Origin of the sequence: Actinoalloteichus spitiensis RMV-1378 (genome assembly GCF_000239155.1) — a bacterium.
Lineage (GTDB): Bacteria > Actinomycetota > Actinomycetes > Mycobacteriales > Pseudonocardiaceae > Actinoalloteichus_B > Actinoalloteichus_B spitiensis.
Genome location: NZ_AGVX02000503.1, coordinates 1 through 3,046, shown reverse-complemented (window position 1 = coordinate 3,046; position 3,046 = coordinate 1). Strand labels below are relative to the sequence as shown.

General features: G+C 73.8%; 2 protein-coding genes. Both read right to left on the bottom strand.

Annotation, left to right across the window (positions count from 1 at the left end; translation table 11 throughout):
* Window positions 1-1,852, bottom strand: a 1,852-nt coding sequence (locus ACTIDRAF_RS0220385) for a bifunctional [glutamine synthetase] adenylyltransferase/[glutamine synthetase]-adenylyl-L-tyrosine phosphorylase (protein WP_016700569.1), incomplete at its 3' end; no start/stop codon positions are given.
* Between the two features lie 167 nt (window positions 1,853-2,019).
* The gene (locus ACTIDRAF_RS0220380) at window positions 2,020-2,778 is read right to left on the bottom strand and encodes a type 1 glutamine amidotransferase (RefSeq protein WP_026066317.1); all 759 of its coding nucleotides are present in this window, start codon (window positions 2,776-2,778) and stop codon (window positions 2,020-2,022) included.
* Between the last annotated feature and the right edge of the window lie 268 nt (window positions 2,779-3,046).

The window sequence follows — 3,046 nt, the reverse complement described above, 5'->3', positions numbered from 1 at the left end:
CCCCCCGCCGGTAGGCCAGCAGGCCACCGTCGGGGTCGGTGGTGTCGGCGAACAGGTCGAGCAGCACCGGCAGGAGCGCCCGCTGGATCGACGCCCGCCGCGACACCCCCTCGGTGAGCGCCCCGATGTGGCGCAACGCGCCTTCCGGGGAGGTGAACCCGAGGGCGGCCAGCCGGGCGGTGGCCTCGTTCGGGGTGAGCCGCAACGCCTCGGAGGGCACCCGGGCCACCGCCTCCAGCAGCGGGCGGTAGAACAGCTTCTCGTGGAGTCGGCGGACCCGGGCGGCGTGCCGGCGGAACTCCGACAACAGCACCTCCCCCGGATCCCGCCGACCGTCCGAGCGCAGGCCCGCCGCCCTGGCGAGCCAGCGAAGACCGGAGACGTCGTCGAACGCCGGGAACAGGTGGGTCCGCAGCAGGCGCTGGAGCTGGAGCCGGTGTTCGAGCACCCGGAGGAAGCAGTACGACTCGGTGAGTTCGGCGGCGTCGACCCGCCCGACGTACCCGCCCGACCCCAGCGCGCCCAGCCCGGGAACCGTTCCCGGGACCCGCAGTGCCTCGTCGGAGCGGCCGTGCACCAGCTGGAGGAGCTGGACGGCGAACTCGACGTCGCGCAACCCGCCGCGCCCCAGCTTCAGCTCCCGCTCGGTGAGCTCGACGGGCAGGTTGTCCTCCACCCGCCGCCGCATCTCCTGGACGTCGGCGACGAAGTCGTCCCGGTCGGCCGCCGTCCACACCAGTGGCGTGACGGCGTCGAGGTAGGCGGTGCCGAGGGCGGCGTCACCAGCGACCGGCCGGGCCTTGAGCAACGCCTGGAACTCCCAGGTACGCGCCCACCTCCGGTAGTAGCTCAGGTGCCCTTCCAGTGTTCTGACCAGAGCACCCGCCTTCCCCTCCGGGCGCAGCGCGGCGTCGACCTGGAAGCAGGCCTCGCCGGCGATGCGCATCGTCTCGGCGGCGACCCTGGTCGCGGTGGCGAGGGCCCGGTGCCGTGCGCGTTCCTCCTCGTCCCCGTCCGCGCTCCCCTCCGCCGGCGCCGGTTCCGCGACGAAGACGACGTCGACGTCGCTGACGTAGTTCAGCTCACCCGCTCCGCACTTGCCCAGGGCGATGACAGCCAGGCGGAACGGCAGCTCGGCACCGGCGTCCTCGTCCTCACCGGGCGGGCCCAACACCTCCGTCACCGCGACCGCCAGCGCGGCACGCAGCGCGGCGACCGCCAGGTTGGACAGCGCCCCGGCGACCAAGCGGTACCGCTCCGGTTCCCAGCTGCTGCCGCGCTGGCTCAGGTCCGTGGCCGCGATGTCGAGCATCATCCCCCGGTAGGCGGTGCGGAGGGCCCGGACGGCCTCGATGCCCACCAGCGTGGACCGCACGGCGCCGGCTCCCGCTCCCCAGTCCGGCGCCGGGTCCGAGGGGTCCTGCGAGCGGGTGCCCGGCCCCACCGCACCCACCGAGGACCACAGCTCGGTGGTCAACTCCCGCTCGCTGGGTGGATCGTCCAGCAGGTCACCGTCGAGGCGCCGCCACTCGGTGGGGTGAGCCACCAGGTGGTCGGTCAACGCGGTGCTGGCTCCCAGCACCGCGAACAGCCGCACGGCCAGGTCGTGGTCGGTGCGCAGGGCCCGGTCCAGTTCGTGCCAGTCCCCGCCGAGGGACTCCCGCAGCCGGTCCAGACCGCGCAGCGCGAGATCGGGGTCGGCGGAGGCGGACAACGCGCCCAGGACGGGCTCCAGTCCGGGTGGAACCCGGTCGGCCTCCCACCAGCCCGCCGCCGCGAGCATCGGGTGGGTCCGGGCGTCGGTCAGGCCGAAACGGCCCAACCAGGGTGCTGGTCGCGATTCCTCCGCCATCACAGGTCCTCCAGACTGCCGTTCCCGTCGGATGCCGTGCCCCGGGGGCTCCGTCGGTTGTCCTCCACGCGGGCCTGGCGCCCTCGGCGTGCCCTCGGCCGCCCGCCGGTCCGTCGGGCAGCCGGGAGCGCCTGGTCCCGCTGCCGTCGCCACGACCGGATCCGACGTCAGACCAGGGGCAGGCGACGCGGGCCCGGTTCCCGGGGCTCGAGTCCGGCACGTCGCGCGGCGATCCGGACGAACCGGGTGACGATCGGTTTCCAGGTGGCCTCGATCTCCTCGTGCGCCTCGGCGAGCGCGGCGGCGGAGTGGGCTCGCGCCGGCGCCGCGGCGGCCAACTCCTGGTCGGCGTCGAACCAGTCGCGGACCATCTCCGGGGTCGTCTCGATGTGGAACTGCACGCCCCAGGCCGCCGTTCCCACCCGGAACGCCTGGTGCTGACAGCCCGGTGACGCCGCCAGCAGGGTGGCCCCGGGAGGAAGCCGCGTGACCGAGTCGCGGTGCGCCCGCACCACCAGCGGCATCAGGACCAGGTCCTCGAACAGCTCGTCCTCAGCGGCGGCGTCCCGCTTCGCGACGAGCGTCGGACCCGCCTGCGGCCCGTCGGGGTTCGCCTCCACCCGGCCGCCGGTGGCCGCCGCCAGCACCTGGGCGCCCAGGCCGACCGCGAAGGTCGGCAGGCCCTGCCCGACCGCGGTGAGCAGCCGGGCCCGCACGTCCACCAGCCACGGGTGCGCGATCACGTCCTCGGCGTGAACCCGCCCTCCGAGGCACACGAGAGCGTGGTACCCGCTGAGTTCGGGCACCTCCTGCCGGTCCGGCTGGACGACGTCGAGTTCGGCACCCGCGGAGCTCAGCCACTCCCCCAGGCGGGCGGGCGGATCGGACGGGTCGGGTCGCAGAACAAGAACTCGCACACTCGTCACACTGACGATGCTATGCCCGACGGCACCGGGGACACCGCGACCCCCGACACCCTCCACCACATCGAATTCAGAACGTTGCCGCAGCGGGAGGGGTGGGCGGAGGCGACGGGAGGACCTGACCTCCTGCGGGCGGCACCCGCGGAAAACGAGGAACCATCGCGTTCCAGTACCCGCGCGGTCCGGGTTCCGGGCGCGAGAACAACCCGCACCCCCAACACAAAAAAATTGGGTGGAGGAGAACCGGGAGCACCCACCAGGTGCTCAACCA